At 72.0% G+C, this 18368-nt stretch carries 18 protein-coding genes and 1 pseudogene; 13 read left to right on the top strand and 6 right to left on the bottom strand.

Annotated features, from left to right (window positions below; all coding sequences use genetic code 11):
* Window positions 1-370: 370 nt before the first annotated feature.
* Both ACGFH9_RS17000 and ACGFH9_RS16995 read right to left on the bottom strand, forming a co-directional pair.
* Window positions 371-1021, bottom strand: a complete 651-nt coding sequence (locus ACGFH9_RS17000) for a futalosine hydrolase (protein WP_393219893.1) — start codon at window positions 1019-1021, stop codon at window positions 371-373.
* Complete coding sequence (locus tag ACGFH9_RS16995; RefSeq protein WP_393219891.1) at window positions 1018-2634, bottom strand: MFS transporter; 1617 nt, start codon at window positions 2632-2634, stop codon at window positions 1018-1020. The genes ACGFH9_RS17000 and ACGFH9_RS16995 overlap by 4 nt, the downstream gene beginning before the upstream one ends.
* A 106-nt stretch (window positions 2635-2740) precedes the next feature.
* On the opposite strand from ACGFH9_RS16995, the gene ACGFH9_RS16990 reads away from it, so the two are divergent.
* Window positions 2741-3562 carry a DUF3027 domain-containing protein gene (locus ACGFH9_RS16990; protein WP_393219889.1) on the top strand — a complete coding sequence of 274 codons (822 nt, stop codon included), beginning with the start codon at window positions 2741-2743 and terminating at the stop codon, window positions 3560-3562.
* A 28-nt stretch (window positions 3563-3590) separates the two neighbouring features.
* On the opposite strand, the gene ACGFH9_RS16985 is transcribed toward ACGFH9_RS16990, so the two are convergent.
* Window positions 3591-3836, bottom strand: a complete 246-nt coding sequence (locus ACGFH9_RS16985; protein ID WP_355235306.1) for a DUF2530 domain-containing protein — start codon at window positions 3834-3836, stop codon at window positions 3591-3593.
* 88 nt (window positions 3837-3924) lie between these two features.
* Between ACGFH9_RS16985 and ACGFH9_RS16980 the strand changes: the two genes are divergently transcribed.
* The 5 genes and pseudogenes from ACGFH9_RS16980 to ACGFH9_RS16960 all read left to right on the top strand — a co-directional run.
* A complete protein-coding gene (locus ACGFH9_RS16980; RefSeq protein WP_393219887.1) occupies window positions 3925-5403 on the top strand; it encodes an NCS2 family permease in 1479 nt (492 codons plus the stop codon).
* A 113-nt stretch (window positions 5404-5516) separates the two neighbouring features.
* Complete coding sequence (locus ACGFH9_RS16975; protein ID WP_355235301.1) at window positions 5517-5966, top strand: MarR family transcriptional regulator; 450 nt, start codon at window positions 5517-5519, stop codon at window positions 5964-5966.
* A gap of 73 nt (window positions 5967-6039) precedes the next feature.
* Window positions 6040-7323 (top strand): MFS transporter, encoded by a 1284-nt coding sequence (locus ACGFH9_RS16970; RefSeq protein ID WP_393219885.1) that lies wholly within the window; start codon window positions 6040-6042, stop codon window positions 7321-7323.
* Window positions 7324-7451: 128 nt separating this feature from the next.
* Window positions 7452-7961, top strand: a complete 510-nt coding sequence (locus ACGFH9_RS16965; RefSeq protein ID WP_393219883.1) for a hypothetical protein — start codon at window positions 7452-7454, stop codon at window positions 7959-7961.
* Between the two features lie 12 nt (window positions 7962-7973).
* A pseudogene (locus tag ACGFH9_RS16960) lies at window positions 7974-8114 on the top strand (RNA 2',3'-cyclic phosphodiesterase); the annotation flags it as partial.
* Window positions 8115-8218: 104 nt separating this feature from the next.
* On the opposite strand, the gene sepH reads toward ACGFH9_RS16960, so the two are convergent.
* From sepH to ACGFH9_RS16945, 3 genes are all read right to left on the bottom strand, one after another.
* Window positions 8219-9301: a septation protein SepH gene (gene sepH, locus ACGFH9_RS16955; protein ID WP_393219881.1), complete on the bottom strand. Its 1083-nt coding sequence runs from the start codon at window positions 9299-9301 to the stop codon at window positions 8219-8221.
* Window positions 9302-9486: 185 nt separating this feature from the next.
* Window positions 9487-10614: a phosphoserine transaminase gene (serC, locus tag ACGFH9_RS16950; RefSeq protein WP_393219879.1), complete on the bottom strand. Its 1128-nt coding sequence runs from the start codon at window positions 10612-10614 to the stop codon at window positions 9487-9489.
* A gap of 203 nt (window positions 10615-10817) precedes the next feature.
* A complete protein-coding gene (locus ACGFH9_RS16945; RefSeq protein WP_393219877.1) occupies window positions 10818-11924 on the bottom strand; it encodes a citrate synthase 2 in 1107 nt (368 codons plus the stop codon).
* A gap of 279 nt (window positions 11925-12203) precedes the next feature.
* On the opposite strand from ACGFH9_RS16945, the gene pdxH reads away from it, so the two are divergent.
* From pdxH to ACGFH9_RS16910, 7 genes are all read left to right on the top strand, one after another.
* Window positions 12204-12833, top strand: coding sequence for a pyridoxamine 5'-phosphate oxidase (pdxH, locus tag ACGFH9_RS16940; protein WP_393219975.1), 630 nt, complete (start codon window positions 12204-12206; stop codon window positions 12831-12833).
* Entirely contained in the window at window positions 12830-14128 is a 1299-nt protein-coding gene (locus ACGFH9_RS16935) for an MFS transporter (RefSeq protein ID WP_393219874.1), read from the top strand. The genes pdxH and ACGFH9_RS16935 overlap by 4 nt, the downstream gene beginning before the upstream one ends.
* 18 nt (window positions 14129-14146) lie before the next feature.
* The gene (locus ACGFH9_RS16930; protein WP_393219871.1) at window positions 14147-15076 is read left to right on the top strand and encodes an aldose 1-epimerase family protein; all 930 of its coding nucleotides are present in this window, start codon (window positions 14147-14149) and stop codon (window positions 15074-15076) included.
* Window positions 15076-15678, top strand: a complete 603-nt coding sequence (locus ACGFH9_RS16925; protein WP_393219869.1) for a nitroreductase family protein — start codon at window positions 15076-15078, stop codon at window positions 15676-15678. Before ACGFH9_RS16930 ends, ACGFH9_RS16925 begins: the two co-directional genes overlap by 1 nt.
* Window positions 15679-15863: 185 nt before the next feature.
* A complete protein-coding gene (locus ACGFH9_RS16920; RefSeq protein ID WP_393219867.1) occupies window positions 15864-16169 on the top strand; it encodes a type II toxin-antitoxin system VapB family antitoxin in 306 nt (101 codons plus the stop codon).
* Window positions 16170-16243: 74 nt separating this feature from the next.
* On the top strand, window positions 16244-17404 hold the full coding sequence (locus ACGFH9_RS16915) for an acyl-CoA dehydrogenase family protein (protein ID WP_393219864.1): 1161 nt from the start codon (window positions 16244-16246) through the stop codon (window positions 17402-17404).
* A gap of 99 nt (window positions 17405-17503) precedes the next feature.
* Window positions 17504-18298 (top strand): DUF4230 domain-containing protein, encoded by a 795-nt coding sequence (locus tag ACGFH9_RS16910; RefSeq protein WP_393219862.1) that lies wholly within the window; start codon window positions 17504-17506, stop codon window positions 18296-18298.
* Window positions 18299-18368: the final 70 nt, after the last annotated feature.

Genomic DNA, 18368 nt, shown 5'->3' with positions numbered 1-18368 from the left:
CGGCCTGGTGAGCACCGTGCCTCGGTCGTCTGCCCGTCGGTCGGCCTGGGCGTCGCCACGCTGGCCGCCGCGGTCGACGCGGCGCTCGGCAGGCGCGCGCAACACAAGCGGCAGCCAAGTGTCGCCTCCGCTGAAGCAGAGCAAAGGACCCGCGACAGGTGGGTGAGGGCGGTCACGGGCGGCGGCGGGCGGCGTGAGCGGGCCACGAGAGAGGACCGGCACCGAGCGAGGCCGGTGTTACGCGCTGCCCGCGAATTATGGGCAGCTCGACAGGGATCGACGTAGGGGGATACCCACAGCAGCGTGGAGGTTGTCCACAGGGTTATCCACAGACGGGGTGCGGCGCTCGACGTCCGAGGTGTGCCCGGGGTCAGCGCAGCGCCGGAGCCGCCTTCGTCAGCGCGCTGAGTGCCTCGCGCAGCCGCCAGGCGTCGCGGTCGCGCGGGCCGATCGGGTTGGAGATGGTACGCAGCTCGGCGAACGGCACTCCGGCCTGTGCGGCGGCGACTGCCACCCCGTACCCCTCCATGGCCTCGGCCACCGCCTCCGGATGCCGCCGGCGCAGCTCCTCGGTGCCGGCGGCGGTCCCGGTGACCGTGCTGACCGTGAGCACCGGGCCGACCGTGGCAGTGGGCAGGGCGGCCCGCAGCGTCGCCAGCAACGCCGCGTCGGCCGGTACGACGCTGCCCGAGCCGAGCAGCGCAGGTGGCATGCCCAACTCGTCGATGCCGATGAAGCCGTCCGGTGAGTCGGCGCCCAGGTCGGCCGCGATGCTCGCGGTGCCGAGCACGGTGTCGCCGACGGCTGCGCGCCCGGTGAAGCCGCCGGCTACGCCGGCGCTGACCACCGCGCGGTACGGGCGACCGGCCGCCTCTGCCAGGGCCAGCAGCCGTGCGGTGGCGGCGCCCGCGACGGCCGGGCCCACCCCGACCGGGGCGACGGTGACGGTGGTGGCGGTCAGCCCGGCGCTTACCGCGTCCGCCTCGGCCGGAACCGCGGTCACCACCAGCAGGCCGGTCACGGGAGTGAGCCGGGGGACTCGCGGCGGGTCTCGTCGTCCGCGCCCCCGCCCGGGCCGCCGACCGACGAGGAGGGGCGGTAGATGTGGTAGCCCGGTGGCGCGAGCCCCGGTTCCTCGTGCCGTTGCGAGGTGGCCCGGGGTGGCGCCGGCGAGACGGGCGCGACGGTCTCGTGCTCGATCGTCGGCTCGGGCTCTACCGTCGGTTCGTCCTCGACCAGTTCGTCGTCACCCAGCGGTCGGCCGGCCAGCTTCTCGGCACGCAGCCGGGCGGCGACCAGCACCCCCCGGACGGCGGCCACGATACCCACGCCCGCGGCGACCGCGATGCCGGTCCGGCCGTCGAACGGCACCAGCCCGAGCCCACCGCCGACGACGAAGGCGAGCATGAGCACCGTCTCGGAGTGGGCGAACGAGCTGGCACGAAGCCGCTCCGGGATGCGCTCCTGGATCGAGGCGTCCACGGCGAGTTTGGCCACCCCGCTGACCAGCGCGGTGACCAGGCAGAGCAGGGCCACCATCAGCAGCGAGAACTGGATGACGGCGAGCACCGCAACCCCTGCCACGATGATCATGCTGCTGGACTGGATGGCGGTCGGTCGGTGGATGCGCAGCCGGGTGCCGACGGCCGTCGCCAGGAAGCTGCCGACGGCCAGCGCGCCGCCGACCAGTCCCAGCGCCCATTCCGCGCCCAGGTCCCGCCCGAACACGTCGGTGGTCAGGTCGCCCTTCTTGATGGCGAAGGCGAGGAAGAGCAGCAGGAAGCCGTACAGGGCGCGCAGGGTCGCTGCGCCGACCAACGTGGCGATCACCAACCGCCCGGCGGGTCGGCCCCGGCCCAGCGGCCGGTCCGTGCGGCGGCTCAGCGCGCGCAGCGCGCGGGGGACGCGCTCCGGTGGCTCCGAGTCCGCCTTCGGGGGCAGGCGCAGCGAGATCACCATGCCGATCAGGAAGATCACCGACGCGACGCGCAGTGGCCACTGCGGCCCGAACCAGAAGGCGGCCAGCCCGATCGGCGCCACCAGCGCGCCCGCCACCGTGCCGTAGACGCTGGCCCGCGCACCCACCTGGGACAGGCCCAGCCCTTCCGGCAGGAGTCGGGGCACCGCCGCCGAGCGGGCCACGCCGTAGGCGCGTGACAGCGCGAGCACCCCGAACGCCGCCGGGTAGAGCCCGAAGCCGTGGATGTAGTCGGAGATCAGCCAGGCCAGGAACGCCCGGCCGAGCATGGTGGCTGCCAGCGCGTACCGCCGGCCATGTCGGAAATGGTCCAGTAGCGGGCCCACCACGGGGGCGAGCATCGCGAACGGCACCATGGTCACCAGCAGGTAGAGCGCCACCTTGCTGCGCGCCTCACCCAGCGGCACGTTGAAGAAGATCGTCCCGGCCAGGCCGATGGCGATCAGGGTGTCACCGGCGCAGGAGACGGCGTGCAGGTCGAACAGCCGGACCATGCCGACCTCGCCGCCGGCGCCCCGCGTCCGGGCCCGACCGGCCCGGCGGGTCACCCAGCGGCCGCTGCCCACCGAACCGCGCAGGAGCAGGCGAATGGCCCGGATGCCGGTGCCGACGGTCCGCCCGAGGAGGGATCGCCCGGAGCGGGAGTACGGCGGCATGTGCACCATCCTCGCCCATCTGATCCAGGAGTGCCGCACCACTGCGGTGAAACGTTCCCCGGGAGTCCCTGTCACCCCTGCGGGGAGCATAGGGAACAATGGTTAGGTGACCAGGCCTGTCTCCACCCGTGCCGCCCGCCTCGACCAGGTCTGCGCCGCCGCCGTCGAGGTGGCCCGCGCTGGCATCACCGAGGTCGACGCCGACGACGTCGGCGACCACCTGCAGGTCGTCGCTGAGGGTGAACGGATGGTCACCCACTACTTCGAATGCCGCCTGGCCGGCTACCGCGGCTGGCGGTGGGCGGTCACCGTCACCCGCGTCTCGCGCAGCCGCACGGTGACCATCTGCGAGACGGTGCTGCTGCCCGGCCCGGACGCGCTGCTCGCTCCCGGCTGGCTGCCCTGGCAGGAGCGCCTCAAGCCGGGTGACCTCGGCCCGGGCGACCTGCTGCCGACCGCCCCGGAGGACGAGCGGCTGGCCCCCGGCTATCTGCTCTCGGACGACCCGGCCGTCGAGGAGACGGCCTGGGAGTTGGGTCTCGGTCGGGCGCGGGTGCTCTCCCGGGAGGGCCGGACCGACGCGGCGCAGCGCTGGTACGACGGCGACCACGGCCCGTCGGCGGCCATCTCCACCGCTGCTCCGGCAGCCGCCCGCTGCGGCACCTGCGGCTTCTACCTGCCGTTGGCCGGGGCGATGCGGCAGGCGTTCGGCGCGTGCGGCAACTTCTACGCCCCGGACGACGGCCGGGTGGTGAGCGCCGACCACGGTTGCGGCGCCCACTCCGAGACGCTGATCGAGGCCGCCGAGACCGCGGTCGAGGACCTTCCGACGGTGTACGACGACAGCGCGATGGAGGCCATGTCGGTCAGCCGTGCGCCGGGTTCGGTCGAGGCGGGGGAGCCGGCGGAGCCGTACGGGCACTCCTGATCGCCCGTACCGCGGGCGGTCGGCGCGTTCAGCTGGCTCGGCGGCGGCGTCGGTTGGCGTCGTGACGCATCATGGCGGCGAGGCCGGGGAAGCCCCACAGGAAGCCGGCCAGGCAGGTCCACAGCCAATTCTCGTGGTGGTGCTCGGTCAGCCAGCCCCGGAAGAACACCAGCAGCACCAGCCCGACGACCGCCCACACGATCAGGCCGGCGACGGCGAACGGCACCATCGGCGGGTCCAGCGGCGCGGGGCGCGGTGGCTGGTCGTTCGGCATCGGGCAAGCGTACGCGATCCACTTCCCCTGCCCGGCGGCGATCTGGGACGATGCGCGCGACAACCGTAAGATCACCTGCGAGGTCCTCATGGCAGTAGCGCCGCCCGAGAACGACACACCTCCCAACCCCGCTCAACCGCGTAACAGCTTCGACCGGTTCTTCGAGATCTCCGCCCGCGGCTCGACGTTGAATCGTGAGGTACGAGGTGGCCTGGCGACCTTCTTCACGATGGCGTACATCGTGGTGCTCAATCCGTTGATCCTGGGCGGTGCCGTCGACGGTGACGGCAAGTCCCTTCCGATTCCTGCGCTGGCCGCGGCGACCGCGCTGGTCGCCGGCCTGATGACCATCCTGATGGGTGTGGTTGGCCGGTTCCCGCTGGCGCTCGCCGCCGGTCTGGGCGTCAACGCCCTGGTGGCGTACGAGATCGCTCCCGAGATGACCTGGGCCGACGCCATGGGTCTCGTGGTGATCGAGGGCGTGATCATCACCGTGCTGGTGTTGACCGGTCTGCGGACCGCGGTGTTCCGCGCGGTGCCCACCCAGATGAAGACCGCGATCGGCGTCGGCATCGGCCTCTTCCTGACCATCATCGGCCTGGTGGACGCCGGCTTCGTCCGCCGGATCCCGGACGTCGCGAACACCACCGTGCCGGTCGGCCTGGGCATCGGCGGCAAGCTGGTGAGTTGGCCGCTGCTGGTCTTCGTCCTCGGCCTGCTGCTCACGCTGGTGCTGGTGGTGCGCCGGGTGAAGGGCGCGATCCTGATCGGCATCCTGACGTCCACGGTGCTGGCCGTCATCGTCGAGGCGATCGGCAACATCGGCCCGTCGTTCGTGGACGGGAAGCCCAACCCGAAGGGCTGGGCACTGAACGTGCCGGAGCTGCCCAAGACGGTGGTGGACGTGCCGGACCTGTCGCTGCTCGGCAAGTTCAACGTGCTCGACTCGTGGGGCCGGGCCGGCTGGGTGGTCGTGCTGATGTTCGTCTTCACCCTGTTGATCACGGACTTCTTCGACACCATGGGCACGATGGTGGCGGTCGGTCAGGAGGGTGGACTGCTCGACGAGCGGGGCACCCCGCCGAAGGCCAAGGAGATCCTGCTGGTCGACTCGATCGCGGCGGCGGCCGGTGGTGCGGCCAGCACCTCCAGCAACACGTCGTACATCGAGAGTGCCGCCGGTGTCGGGGAGGGTGCCCGGACCGGCGTGGCCAGCCTGGTCACCGGCGTCCTCTTCCTGCTGGCGATGTTCCTGGCGCCGCTGGTGGTGATCGTGCCGTTCGAGGCGGCGTCGACGGCCCTGGTGGTGGTCGGCTTCCTGATGATGACCGCGGTGCGGACGATCGACTGGTCGGACTACGAGATCGCCATTCCGGCGTTCCTCACCATCGTGCTGATGCCGTTCACCTACTCGATCTCCAACGGCATCGGCGCTGGTCTGATCACCTTCGTGGTGGTCAAGCTGGCCCGGGGTAAGGCCCGGGAGATCCACCCGCTGCTGTACGGGGTGGCAGTGCTCTTCGTGCTGTACTTCCTGCGCGGGCCCATCGAGTCGCTGGTGCTCTAGACGCGTCCGGGCGGGGGTCGACCGTGATTCCCCGCCCGGAGCAGCACAAACATCCTCGTGAGCCTGGTCATAACGGATGTCGTTAGCCAGGCTCATTAGTTAAGCTAACTAACGTGACGGAGCGGACGGTGACGGCGGAACGCGTGCCACCGGCGCAGCTGGCTCCCCAGTTGCGAGATGCGATCACCCGACTCAACCGGCGGGTCCGACGGGCCCGGCCGGTCGGCGACCTCACGGTCACCCAGGTCTCCGCGCTCACCAGCCTGCGGCTGGCGGGCGGGATGACGCCCCGGGAACTGGCCGAGGTCGAACGGGTGCAGCCACCGACGATGACCAAGATCGTCGCGAAGTTGGAGGACCGTGGCCTCGTGCGGCGGACCCCCCATCCGACCGACGGCCGGCAGGTCATCCTCGCGGCGACCGAAGGGGGGCAGGCCGTGCTCGACCAGTTCGAGCGGGCCCGCGACGAATGGCTGGCCCACCGGTTGGCCGCGCTCGACGAGGACGAACGGGAGACCCTGCACAGGGCTGCCGAGATTCTCCAGCAGCTCGCTCGCGCCTGAGCCCGCGCCCGCGCCACCGGGCCGTGCCGTCACCTGTCGATGACGCGTACGTCCTTGAGGAGGCGCACCGAGAGTGCAGGCCAAGCTGAGCACGATGTTCCAGTCCCTACAGGTCCGCAACTACCGCCTTTTCGCATCCGGGCAGCTGATCAAACTGATCGGCGTCTGGATGATGTTCATCGCCCAGGACTGGCTCGTCCTCGAGCTCTCCGACAACTCCGCGACCGCGCTCGGCGTGGTCACCGCCTGCCAGTTCACGCCGGTGCTGCTGCTCACCCTGTTCTCCGGCCGCCTCGCCGACCGGTACGACAAGCGGGTCCTGCTGTTCGCCGCCAACGCCTTCTGGACGGTGCTGGCGCTCGGGATGTCCGTGCTGGTCCTCACCGACCTGGTGCAGCTCTGGCACGTCTTCGCCTTCGCCGCGCTGCTCGGCGTCGCCAACGCCGTCGAGACCCCGGTCCGCCAGGCGTTCGTCTCCGAACTGGTCGGCACGCCGCTGCTGCCCAACGCGCTGTCGCTGAACGCCGCCGTGTTCAACTCCGCCCGGATCGTCGGTCCGGCCGTCGCCGGTCTGGCCATCGCCGCCTTCGATGTCGGCCCGGTGTTCCTGTTCACCGCCGTCAGCTCCATCGCACCGCTGGTGAACGTCGTCCGGATGCGGACCGCCGAACTGCAGCGCGACGCGCTCCTACCGCGTGACGAGCGGGCGTCCGCGAAGGTCGTCGACGGCCTCCGGTACGTCTGGCGGCGACCCGACCTGCTGCTGCCGATGGCGGTGATGTCGGTGATCGGCATGTCGCTGTTCAACTTCCAGCTCACCCTGGCCGCGCTCGCCAAGACGGTCTTCAACACCGGCGCCGCCTCCTTCGGCCTGTTCAGCACCGCCCTCGCTGTCGGCGCGCTGGGCGGCGCGCTCAGCGGTACCGGCCGGCGGAGCCGCCCGTCGGTGTGGCTGGTGCTCGGCGCGGCGATCGGCTGTGCCAGCTTCGGCACCCTGGTCGGCTTCGCGTCGACGTACTGGCTGGTCGTGGCGCTGCTGGTGCCCACCGGCTTCTTCATGGTCTTCTTCGCCCAGGCCGCCAACCAGCGCGTCCAGCTCGGCGTGGACGCCGCGTTCCGGGGACGGGTGATGGCCCTGTGGGTGCTGGTGTTCCTGGGCACCAACCCGGTCGGCGCACCGCTGATCGGCTGGGTGGCCGAGCACTTCGGCGCTGGCGCGAGCATCTGGATGGGCGGACTGATCTCGCTGGCCACCGCGCTGATCGCGCTCACCTGGCAACTGCGCCGCTCCGGTGCGCGACTGCGCTTCCGTGTGCTGCCCCTGCCGCGCTTCTACGTCACCTCCGCCGACTGCTGAGCTGCGCGCCCCGGGTCCCCGCCGAGTTGGGCTGGGGCCCGAGCGCGTGGCGGGAGTCCCGATCGGCGGATAGCGCGGATGCGGCCAAATCGGTGGCGAGGCGGTACGACAGGGCTTAGCGTCGATATGTGGGAGTCGGACGCGCGCTGATGCTGGCCCTGGCGTTCCTCGCCGTGGCCAGCATCCCGGCGGTGTTCGCCCTGCTCTTCTGCTATGACGAGATTCTCGACCGGGTGGTCTGCGGCTGGGCCGAGTGGCGCGAGCGCCGGCGGGAGCGACGCACGGTCGCCCGCCTCGACCGGGCCATCGAAGCCGAATCGCTGACCCGCGACATCGACCTCAGCGAGTTCGACAGTGCCGACCGTCGTCCCCTGGAACAGCTCGCCGCCGACCTGCGCCGCCTCGGCGGTCAGCGGCTCGGCGGCATCGGCCGACCGATGGTCTGGCACGGCGCGGTGGTCCAGGCGTACGACGATCGGCTCCGGCTGGCCTGCCGCGCCCTCGGGATCACCGAGCATCTGGCCGAGCTGACCGGTGTCGACCAGGAGATCGAGCGGGTACGCGTCGAGGGCGTGCTGCACGCCGCCGGGCTGACCCTGCCGGCTGCCCGGGCCGGGCACCGGCAACGGCACCGCTGAACGGTCGGACGGTTGCGGCTCTTCGTCGCGGTCTATCCGCCCGTGGAGGCGGTCAACCACCTCGGCGCGCAGGTCGCGCGGCTGCGGGTCGGCGCGGCGGCAGCCGCCGGCCACGTCCGGCTCGCCGACATCGCGCACCTGCACGACTCGTTGATCCACTCGGGTCCTCGAAAGCCGGGGTGTCCGACACGCGCCGACAGCGCGGTTTCCGAGGACCCGAGTCGATCAAGCAGTGAGCCGCCCGCCGACGCCGAGCGTCAGGAGGACTCGCGGGCGGCCGGGCCGCTGCCGAAGAGCACGTCGTCCCAGCTCGGCAGGCGCTTACGCGGCTTGCCGCTGGCGTCGGTGGTCTCGCCACCGGCCGCCGCGGCGGCCGTTCCGGTGCGGCGGGGCCGCAGCACCGCCAGCGACGGCACAGCCGGGACCTCCTTGGGCGCGTCCGAGTCGTCGTCGAAGGCCGAACCCTGGCCGCCGCCGAGCAGCGCGGCAGCGCCGCCGCCGACCGGTCGCTGCCGGGGCGCGTCGGACCCGGCCAGAGCCGCCGGCGTACGTGGTTCGAGCCCGCGACCCGACGAGGCACCGAGTGGACGGTCCAGTGAGGCGAGCAGGGCGTCCCGGCCGGCCCGGATCGGATCGCGGCCCGAGCGCGGGTGCTCGGACGCCGCCGGCAACCCGTGCCCACCACGGCTCGGCTCACCGCGCGACGGACCGGGCAGGCCGTGCCCACCCCGCTCCGGCGCCGGCTCCTGACCGAGGATCGGCGTGGGCCGCTCGGCGCACAGGTACTGCGCCATGTCGTCGTGCGGCGTGACCACCTGCCGGGCCTTGTCCATGTCCCAGATGGCCTGCGCGGTGGCCTTGCCCGACGGCCAGGTGGCGATGATCCGCCAGGTGCCGTCGTCGCGCCGGTACGCATCCCAGGAGATCTTCTCGGTGTCGATGCCGTGCTGGCTCAGTCGACCGTTGACCACCTCGGCGAGCGGGGTGGGCTTCTCCGCGCCCTTGAGTCGGGTGCGGCGGGCGTGCTGGGCGAGCATGGCCCGCTCCTGGAGCACCGGGCCGGCGTAGCGCAGGACCCGGTCGACCGGCACCCCGGCGATCCGGGCCACGTCCTCGGCCGACTCACCGGAACGGATGCGGGCCTGGATGTCCCGGGGGGACAGCGAGGGAATCGGGTCGACGCTGGTCGGTGCCACCGCGAGCGGCGGGGCACCTGGCTCGGGGTGCATCACACCGGCGATGCGCTCGTCGATCGGCAGGGCGAGCAGTCGCCCGACCTCGTCGGCGAGCACCAGGGCCTGGCCGTCCTCGGAGAGGGCGACGAAGCGTACTGGGCGCATAGCGTTGCCTCCGTCCCGCTTCGCTGGCCGCACGCCACGAGTCGGCCACCCAGGCGTCTCGGACCACCGTACGCGCATCTGTCTCAGGGTGGGGGAAGCGACACCCCGCAAGTCGTGACTGAGCTGCGGCAATGATCACGGTGGGTGTCCATCGAGGCGTCAACGGACACCCACCGTGACGAAGCTCAGAGGCGCTCGACCACGTAGTCGATGGACGCGGTCAGCGCCTCGACATCGGCCGGCTCGACGGCCGGGAACAGCGCCACCCGCAACTGGTTGCGGCCGAGCTTGCGGTAGGGCTCGGTGTCGACGATGCCGTTGGCGCGCAGCGCCTTCGCGATGGCGGTGGCGTCCACCCCGTCGGCGAAGTCGATGGTCGCGACCACATTGGACCGCAGCGTCGGGTCGGTGACGAACGGCGTGGCCACCGTGGACCGCTCCGCCCAGCCGTACACCGTGGCGGCGCTCTCCGCCGTGCGCTTCGCCGCCCAGGCCAGGCCACCCTGCCCGTTCATCCAGTCGGTCTGCTCGGCGGCCAGGAAGATCGTGGCCAGCGCCGGGGTGTTGTAGGTCTGCTCGAGCCGCGAGTTGTCGATCGCGGTGACCAGGTCGAGGAAGGCCGGGATGTAGCGCCCGGAGGCCTTGATCTCGGCGGCCCGGTCCAGCGCGGCCGGCGACATCAGGGCCAGCCACAGGCCACCGTCGGAGCCGAAGCACTTCTGCGGCGCGAAGTAGTAGACGTCGGTCTCGCCGACGTTGACGTCCAGGCCACCCGCGCCCGAGGTCGCGTCGACCAGCAGCAGCGAACCTTCGTCCGCGCCGGCCACCCGGTTGATCGGCACGGCCACGCCGGTCGAGGTCTCGTTCTGGGGCGTCGCGTAGACGTCCACCCCCGACTCGGCCGCCAGGGTCGGGGCGCTGCCCGCGTCGGCCTTGCGGACCGTCGGCTCACCGAGGAACGGCGCGTCCTTGACCGACTTGGCGAACTTCGCGCCGAACTCGCCGAAGCTGGCGAACTGCGCCCGGTCGCGGACCAGACCGAAGGTGGCGACCTCCCAGAACGCGGTTGTGCCGCCGTTGCCGATCACGACCTCGTAGCCCTCGGGCAGGGAGAAGAACTCGGCGATCCCGGAGCGCAGCCGGGCCACCTGGTCGCGGACCGTCTTCTGCCGGTGCGACGTACCCAGGTAGCTGGTCGCCACCTCGGCGAGCGCGGACACGGCCGCCGGACGGACCTTGGACGGGCCGCAGCCGAAACGGCCGTCGGCGGGCTTGATCTCGTCGGGAATCCGGATGATCGGTGCGTCAGCCACGGTTCTGAAGATCCTTCCGCAAGGGCGAGGGCGGGCCCGGCGACACTGCCGGCCCTCATCCTCGCACCCGGGGTTGGCGGCGACGGCTGCGGTCCCGACGGCCGGGCTGAGTCCTTCGCCACACCGTCGCGCCCGGCCGGGCCGGGACACGCAGAAGGCCCCTGCCGACGCGGAACGTCGGGCAGGGGCCCCTGGCTGTCAGCTCAGACGCCGTGCTGGACGGTGCCCCAGCCCTCGACGTCGGAGGGCTTGCGCGTCTCCGGGCCCACGTAGCGGGCGGACGGCCGGACCAGCCGCTGGAGGCGCTTCTGCTCCAGGATGTGCGCGCTCCAACCGCCCATCCGCGCGCAGGTGAACATCGACGTGAACATGTGCGCCGGCACCTCGGCGAAGTCGAGCACGACGGCCGACCAGAACTCGACGTTGGTGGCCAGCACCCGGTCCGGGCGGCGGGCCTGCAACTCGGCCAGGGCGGCCTTCTCCAGCGCCTCGGCGATCTCGAAGCGCGGCGCGCCCAGCTCCTTGGCGGTGCGCCGGAGCACACGGGCGCGCGGGTCCTCGGCACGGTAGACCCGGTGGCCGAAGCCCATCAGCCGCTCGCCGCGGTCGAGGACGCCCTTGACGTACCCCTCGGCGTCGCCGCTGCGCTCCACCGCCTCCAGCATGGTGAGCACGCGAGACGGCGCGCCACCGTGCAGCGGGCCGGAGAGGGCGCCGATGCCCGACGAGATGCAGGCCGCGGCGTCCGCGCCGGTGGAGGCCACGATGCGCGCGGTGAAGGTGGAGGCGTTCAGGCCGTGCTCGGCGGCCGAGATGAAGTACGCGTCGACGGCCTTGACGTGCCGCGGGTCCGGCTCGCCCCGCCAGCGCTTCATGAACCGCTCGACGATGGTCTGCGCCTTGTCGATCTCCTTCTGCGGCACGGCCGGCAGGCCGAGGCCGCGAGCGGACTGGGCGACGAAGGAGAGCGCGGTCACCGACACCCGGGCCAGGTCCTCGCGGGCCTGCTCGTCGGAGATGTCCAGCAGTTGGCTGAGGCCCCAGTACGGCGCCAGCATGGCGACCGCCGACTGCACGTCGACCCGGATGTCGCCGGAGTGCACCGGCACCGGGAACGGCTCCGCCGGCGGCAGGCCGGGCCCGAACCGGCCATCGACCAGCAGCGCCCAGACATTGCCGAATGAGACCTGGCCGATCAGATCCTCGATGTCGACCCCGCGATAGCGCAGCGCGCCACCCTCGCGGTCGGGTTCGGCGATCTCGGTCTCGAAGGCTACGACGCCCTCCAGACCGGGTTTGAAGTCGGCCATGTCGCTCTCCTGGATCTGGTCGGTACGCCCGAACAGCTGATCCGGCCGGTCGGCCGAGCGCCTTAGGCGATCCTCAGGGATGTGTTCGGAACATCTTGCCTGCTGTGTAACCGGATATGCGACCCAGTGCGACTGTGCTGCACACGACATCTCAGGGCGCGCATTCTCCGCGTCGGTCGGTGAGACTGGGCGAAGCGGGCTGGCCAGCGCGGGAGGGCGCTGGTCGGGACGCCGAGAAGGAGTGGGGACGTGACGGGCGACACACCTGCCCCGGCCGCGATGCGTAACGAGTACGCCGCGGACCTGGGACTGACCGAATCCGACCTGGCCGCCGACTGGCACACCCAGTTCGACAGGTGGTTCGCCGACGCGGTGGCCCACGGGCTACCCGAACCCAACGCCATGGTGGTGGGCACGGCCGACGCCGCCGGCCGGCCGAGTGGGCGGACGGTGCTGCTCAAGGGGTACGACCCGGAGGGCTTCGTCTTCTTCACCAACCACCTGTCCCGCAAGGGTGTCGAGGCGTCCGACAACCCGTACGCCAGTCTGGTCTTTCCGTGGTTTCCCATGCAGCGGCAGGTGGTGGTCGCCGGATCGATCGCCCCGGTCGAGCGGGCGGTGACCGAGTCGTACTTCGCCAGCCGGCCACGCGGCTCCCAGTTGGGCGCGTGGGCCAGCCCGCAGTCGTCGGTGGTGCCGGACCGGGCCACGCTCCAGGAGAGCTACCGGGAGGTGGCCGAGCGGTACGCCGATGCGGATGTCATCCCGGCTCCGCCGCACTGGGGTGGGCTACGGGTGCGGCCGGACTCGGTCGAGTTCTGGCAGGGCCGGGCCGGTCGGCTGCACGACCGCCTGCGCTTTCGTCGCGCCGACGCGGGCGACTGGATCGTCGAGCGGTTGGCGCCGTGACCGGTGTGCAGGAGGCCCGGCCGCGCGGAGCGCGCCGCTGGGCGATCGACGTCCGCCCGCTGCGCGTCCCGGAGTACCGGCGGTTGTGGCTCGGCAACACCGTGGCGATGTTCGGCTTCCAGTTCACCGCCGTCGCGGTGCCGGTGGAGATGTACGCCCTCACCCGGGACTCGTTCTGGGTCGGCCTGCTGGGCGTGGCTGCCTTCGTACCCCTGCTGATCTTCGGGCTCTGGGGTGGCGCGGTCGCCGACGCCCGCGATCGCCGTGCCGTGCTGCTCGGCGGCTCATTGTTGCTCTGGGCATCCACCCTCGGGCTGCTCGTCCAGGCGCTGCTGGACGTGGGTAGTCCGGTGCTGCTGCTGGCCCTGATGGCGGTGCAGTCGGTGGCCTTCGCGATCACCTCGCCGGCCCGCAGCGCCATGCTGCCCCGGCTCGTCCCGGACGACCTCGTCCCGGCCGCCAGCACCCTGAACTACACGACCTTCACCGCCGCGTCGGTCGCCGGCCCGCTCGCCGCCGGCCTGATCCTCGCCGCCTCGTCGGACACGCACGTGGTGCTGCCGATCGCGTACGGCCTGGACGCGGTGCTGTTCACGGCGATGCTCTGGGCCGCGCTGCGCCTGCCGGCGCTGCCGCCCGAGCCGAGCCCCGACGGCCAGGTCCAGCGTGCCGGCCTGGCCAGTGTGATCGACGGCTTCCGGTATCTGGCCACCACACCCGTCCTGCTGCTCTCCTTCGGCGTGGACCTGATCGCGATGATCCTGGCCATGCCGAGGGCCCTGTTCCCGGAGATCGCGAACGAGCGGTTCGGCGGGGGTGGCACGGTCGGCCTGCTCTACAGCGCCATCGCGATCGGCTCCATGATCGGCGGGCTGACCTCCGGCTGGATCGGCCGGCTCCGGCGGCAGGGGGTCGGCCTGGTCGCCGCGGTGGTCGGCTGGGGTGTCGCGATCGCCGCCGCCGGGCTGGCCCAGCAACTCTGGCTGATGGTCCTGCTACTCGCCGTGGCCGGCGCCGCCGACCTGGTCAGCGCAGTGCTGCGCCAGTCCATGCTGCTGGTGTACGCGCCGGACCGGATGCGCGGACGGCTCCAGGGCGTCAACACGGTGGTCGTGGCCGGTGGGCCACGCCTCGGTGACCTGCGGGCCGGCACCATGGCCACCGGATTCGGCGGCGGGGTGGCCTGGGTTGCCGGTGGACTCGCCTCGGCGGTCCTCGTCGTGGTGCTCGCGGTCGCCTTCCCGGCGCTGTTGCGCTACCGGGCCACGACGGCGTCGAGCGGCGACCGGTCGTGACCGGTTAGGGTCGCCGGCATGGAGAGCCCTGAGCAGCGCCCCTTCTCCGGCGCACAGTGGACCATCGCCGCCGCGGGCCACGAGGCCGTCATCGTGGAGGTGGGCGGCGGGCTGCGGACGTACCGGCACGACGGCGTCGACCTGCTCGACGGGTACGGCGTCGACGAGGTCTGCCCCGGCTGCGCCGGACAGGTGCTCGCGCCCTGGCCGAACCGCATCCGCGACGGGCGCTACGTGTACGGCGACCGGACGCGCCAACTCGCGCTGACCGAGCCGGGGCGGCACGTCGCCATCCACGGGCTGGTCAACTGGGTGCCGTGGCGGCTGTTGGAGCAGTCCACGGACGCGGTGACCCTCGGCTACGACCTGCCGCCGCAGCCCGGCTACGAGTGGCCGCTGCGGCTGGTCAGCCGGTGGAGCGTGAGCGCTGACGGCCTGCGGGCCGAGCACGAGGTGACGAACATCGGCACCGAGGTCGCGCCGTTCGGCTTCTCCGTGCACCCGTACCTGCAACTGCCGGGCGTCGCCGTGGACGACCTGGTCATGCGGCTGCCGGCGCGTACCCGGATCATGGTGGACGGGCGGTTGCTGCCGGTCGGTGCGACGCCGGTGGCCGGCACCGAGTACGACTGGACCAGCCCGCGGCGGATCGGCGAGGCCGAGCTGGACCTGTGCTTCGGCGAGGTCGTCCGCGACGCCGACGGCGGCTCCTCGGTGAGCCTGGCCGCGCCGGACGCCTCGTCGGGGGTGAGCATCTGGGCGGACGCCGAGTTCGGCTGGTGGCAGGTCTTCACCGGCGACGCGCTGACCGGCGAGCGACACCGCCGGTCGGTGGCGATCGAGCCGATGACCTGCCCGCCGGACGCGTTCCGCTCGGGCAAGGACGTGCTCGCGCTGGGGCCCGGCACGACCTGGCGCGGTGCCTGGGGCATCCGTCCCGGAGCCTGATGGAGTTCGCCGAGGTCGTCCGCCGTCGACGGATGGTCCGCAACTACGACCCGGACCGTCCCGTCCCGCCCGACGTGGTGGACCGGCTGCTCGACCACGCCGTACGCGCCCCGTCGGCCGGCTTCGCCCAGGGCTGGGGTTTCCTGGTGCTGGAGGAGGCGGCCGACCGGGAGCGGTTCTGGGCGGCCACCACCCCGGACGGCGGTGGACGGGAGCGCTGGCTGGCGGGCATGCGCCGGGCGCCGCTCATCGTGGTGCCGCACGCCAACGAGTCGGCCTACCTGACCCGGTACGCCGAGCCCGACAAGGGCTGGACCGACCGCTCGGCGGACCGCTGGCCGGTGCCCTACTGGTACGTGGACACCGGCTTCGCCGCGCTGCTGATGCTGCTCACCGCCGTGGACGAGGGGCTGGGTGCGTGTTTCTTCGGCATTCCGCCGCAGCGGCTGTCCGCGTACCGGGAGAGCTTCGGCGTACCGGAGGAGTACCAGCCCATCGGGGCCGTCACAATCGGTTACCGTGCACCCGACCATCGGTCACCGTCGTTGCGTCGTGGGCGTCGCGGAGTGGACGAGGTGGTGCGGCGCGGCCGGTGGAGTTGAGCACGGTGTCCCGTTCGTCGGGTTGAGGATCGGACGAGCGGTGGCGAAACTGACATCAGGGAGCAGAACGCCGCGTGCGCGGGGCCGCTAGGCTGACACGGTCATCGGTGCCGCGCCGCGGTGCCCGCCGCGGCCCGGCTCGGCGCCGTCGGTCGGCCCGGTCACGGGGAGGGGAGCGTGCCGTCGTGATCTTCAGAGCGGTCCGGGACGGGCGTCCCTACCCGGAGCACAACCTGACGCTCAAGCAGTGGGCGGAGATCCCGCCCCGTCCGCTGCGCCTGGATCAGTTGATCACCACCAAGCGCGAGTTGGCGCTCGACAAGCTCCTCGCCGAGGACTCGACCTTCTACGGCGACCTCTTCCCGCACGTCGTGCAGTGGAGCGGTGGGCTCTACCTGGAGGACGGCCTGCACCGCGCGCTGCGCGCCGCCCTGCAACAGCGCAACCAGATCCACGCCCGGGTGCTGGTGCTCTCCGAGCCCGTCGACTGAGCGGCCCGGCCGTCGAGTGAGCGGCGCGGCCGTCGAGTGAGCGGCGCGGCCTGAGCCTTCACTAAGGTGACGGCATGACTGTCCTCGATCTGCTCGACCTGGACCCGTCGCTCACCGAGGAGGAGCGGCAGATCCGTGACGTCGTCCGCCGACTCGTCGACGACCGGGTCCGCCCGTACGTCGCCGACTGGTACGAGGAGGGTCGCGTGCCGGCCCGTGAGCTGGCCCGGGAGTTCGGCAAGCTCGGGCTGCTCGGCATGCACCTGAACGGGTACGGCTGCGCGGGCGCCTCCGCCGTCGCGTACGGGCTCGCCTGCCAGGAGTTGGAGGCCGCCGACTCCGGCGTCCGCTCGCTGGTCTCGGTGCAGGGCTCGTTGGCGATGTACGCCATCTGGCGCTACGGCAGCGAGGAGCAGAAGCAGCGCTGGCTGCCCTCGATGGCCACCGGCGAGTCGATCGGCTGCTTCGGCCTCACCGAGCCCGACCACGGCTCCGACCCGGCGTCCATGGCCACCCGGGCCCGCCGCGACGGTGACGACTGGGTGCTCACCGGCGGCAAGATGTGGATCACCAATGCGCCGATCGCGGACGTTGCGGTGATCTGGGCGCGCACCGACGACGGGGTACGCGGTTTCGCCGTACCCATGGACACCCCCGGTGTCACGGCCCGGGAGATCCGCCGCAAGATGTCGCTGCGCGCGTCTCTGACCGGCGAGATCGTGCTCGACGACGTCCGGCTCCCGGCCGACGCCCAACTGCCCGAGGCCGTCGGGCTCAAGGCCCCGCTGAGCTGCCTGACCGAGGCCCGCCACGGCATCGTCTGGGGGGCCGTCGGGGTGGCGCGCGACTGCCTGGAGACCACCCTGGCGTACGCCACCACCCGGACCCAGTTCGGTCGACCGCTCGCCGGGTTCCAACTCACCCAGGCCAAGCTCGCCGACATGGCCGTCGAACTGGTGAAGGCGCAACTGCTCGCGCTGCACCTCGGGCGGCTCGCCGACGCCGGCCGGCTGCGCCCCGACCAGGTGAGCGTGGGCAAGCTGAACAACGTGCGGGAGGCCCTGGCCATCGCCCGGCAGTGCCGCACCATCCTCGGCGCCAACGGCGTCTCCGGTGAGTACCCGGTGCTGCGGCACGCGAACAACCTGGAGAGCGTGCTGACGTACGAGGGCACGTCGGAGATCCACCAGCTGATCGTCGGGCAGCGGCTCACCGGACTCTCCGCCTTCGCCTGACCTGCCCGTTTACGCATTCCGGCCGCTCGCCGCGCGGCTGTCGTACGGGGGCCGTACCGTCATTGATAGACGACGTGTCTGACGAGGACGGTGAGTGTGATGGCCCGCGACGCTGGCATCAACGAGCCCACGAGGGAGTTCCCCGGTTACCCGACCGGCGACGACCTCAAGGAGCGCTCGGCCGGGACACCCGACCCGACTCCGGACGGGCCGGGTGGCACCGACGGCCCCCCGAGCGGCGGAAGTGGGGGTGGAGGTGCGGCCCGTGGGCTGCTCCTGCTGCTCGGCGCCGCCGCGCTGGCCGTGGTGGTGCTCCTGGGCGTGCAGGTGACCGGCTTCCTGCCGGACTTCCGCAACCCGTTCGCCAAGGAGCAGACCGACCGCAGCCAGCCACCACTGCTCAAGTCGATCCAGGACCTGAGCCGTTACGTGGCCGCCGAAGGCAACTTCCAGGTCGTGGTCGACACCCAGAACGACCGGCGCAACGTCCCCGACTTCCTGCTCAACGAACGCACGCTGTTCGTCGGGGCTGGCAGCGTCGAGGCGTACGTCGACTTCACCAAGATCGGTGAGGGTGCCATCGTGCAGTCCGCCGACGGCAAGTCCGTCGAGATCAAGCTGCCCGCTCCACAGCTCGGCGAGACCAACCTCGACATGGAGAAGAGCTACGTCTTCGCCGAGCAGCGCGGCCTGCTCAACCGGCTCGGTGACCTGGTCGGCAACGACCCCAACCGGCAGCAGCAGGTCTACCAGTTGGCCGAGGAGCGGATCACCGCCGCCGCCCGGGACAGCGGCCTCTCCGCCCGCGCCCAGGAGAACACCCGCAAGATGCTGGAGGGGTTGCTGCGCTCGCTGGGCTACCAGCAGGTGACGGTCACGTACACGGCACCCTGACCCCGACGCCAGGGCCCCCCGAGGCGCTCTGACATCTCGACAGCGCCCGCCCCGACCACCATCGGAGCGG

The organism is Micromonospora sp. NPDC049102 (genome assembly GCF_043197485.1).
Classification (GTDB): domain Bacteria; phylum Actinomycetota; class Actinomycetes; order Mycobacteriales; family Micromonosporaceae; genus Micromonospora.
Note: the sequence above shows the minus strand (reverse complement) of the source record. Positions and strands in the feature narration are given on the sequence as shown.

Bases quoted from the DNA above. Each gene is read 5' to 3' on its own strand.
- ACGFH9_RS16995 (WP_393219891.1), bottom strand. From the start codon at position 2,634: ATGCCGCCGTACTCCCGCTCCGGGCGATCCCTCCTCGGGCGGACCGTC.
- pdxH (WP_393219975.1), top strand. From the start codon at position 12,204: ATGCGTAACGAGTACGCCGCGGACCTGGGACTGACCGAATCCGACCTG.
- ACGFH9_RS16985 (WP_355235306.1), bottom strand. From the start codon at position 3,836: ATGCCGAACGACCAGCCACCGCGCCCCGCGCCGCTGGACCCGCCGATG.
- ACGFH9_RS16915 (WP_393219864.1), top strand. From the start codon at position 16,244: ATGACTGTCCTCGATCTGCTCGACCTGGACCCGTCGCTCACCGAGGAG.
- ACGFH9_RS16930 (WP_393219871.1), top strand. From the start codon at position 14,147: ATGGAGAGCCCTGAGCAGCGCCCCTTCTCCGGCGCACAGTGGACCATC.
- ACGFH9_RS16925 (WP_393219869.1), top strand. From the start codon at position 15,076: ATGGAGTTCGCCGAGGTCGTCCGCCGTCGACGGATGGTCCGCAACTAC.
- ACGFH9_RS16910 (WP_393219862.1), top strand. From the start codon at position 17,504: ATGGCCCGCGACGCTGGCATCAACGAGCCCACGAGGGAGTTCCCCGGT.
- sepH (WP_393219881.1), bottom strand. From the start codon at position 9,301: ATGCGCCCAGTACGCTTCGTCGCCCTCTCCGAGGACGGCCAGGCCCTG.
- ACGFH9_RS16945 (WP_393219877.1), bottom strand. From the start codon at position 11,924: ATGGCCGACTTCAAACCCGGTCTGGAGGGCGTCGTAGCCTTCGAGACC.
- ACGFH9_RS16980 (WP_393219887.1), top strand. From the start codon at position 3,925: ATGGCAGTAGCGCCGCCCGAGAACGACACACCTCCCAACCCCGCTCAA.